Annotated in this window: 1 protein-coding gene; it reads right to left on the bottom strand. The window is 56.2% G+C overall.

Annotation, left to right across the window (positions count from 1 at the left end):
- Positions 1–35: 35 nt before the first annotated feature.
- Positions 36–224: an AbrB/MazE/SpoVT family DNA-binding domain-containing protein gene (locus tag KVT32_RS32720; RefSeq protein ID WP_371825647.1), complete on the bottom strand. Its 189-nt coding sequence runs from the start codon at positions 222–224 to the stop codon at positions 36–38.
- Between the last annotated feature and the right edge of the window lie 36 nt (positions 225–260).

Below are 260 nucleotides of genomic sequence, written 5' to 3'. Positions count from 1 at the left end.
CAGGTGATGAGTGACAAGAAGCATGGCACCACGGATTATCGACGGGAGTGGTCTTTTGCCCGATTGAAGCCATCCGTGCTTCGACGTGCTGAGAGTGTCCCCCCCTCCGACAGCGTGAATACGATCTTGTCTCCGGGCTTCCAGCCGGCCTGACGCCGAATATGCCTTGGAATGGTAATTCGTCCTCTAGCTGTTACGGTCACCAAGCGGCTATCCGTGCTCATGCTTCTTTCCCCGGCGAAGGAGTACATGAAGCATCC

Source organism: Achromobacter sp. GbtcB20 (assembly GCF_019091095.1).
GTDB lineage: Bacteria > Pseudomonadota > Gammaproteobacteria > Burkholderiales > Burkholderiaceae_B > Achromobacter > Achromobacter mucicolens.
Note: the sequence above shows the minus strand (reverse complement) of the source record. Positions and strands in the feature narration are given on the sequence as shown.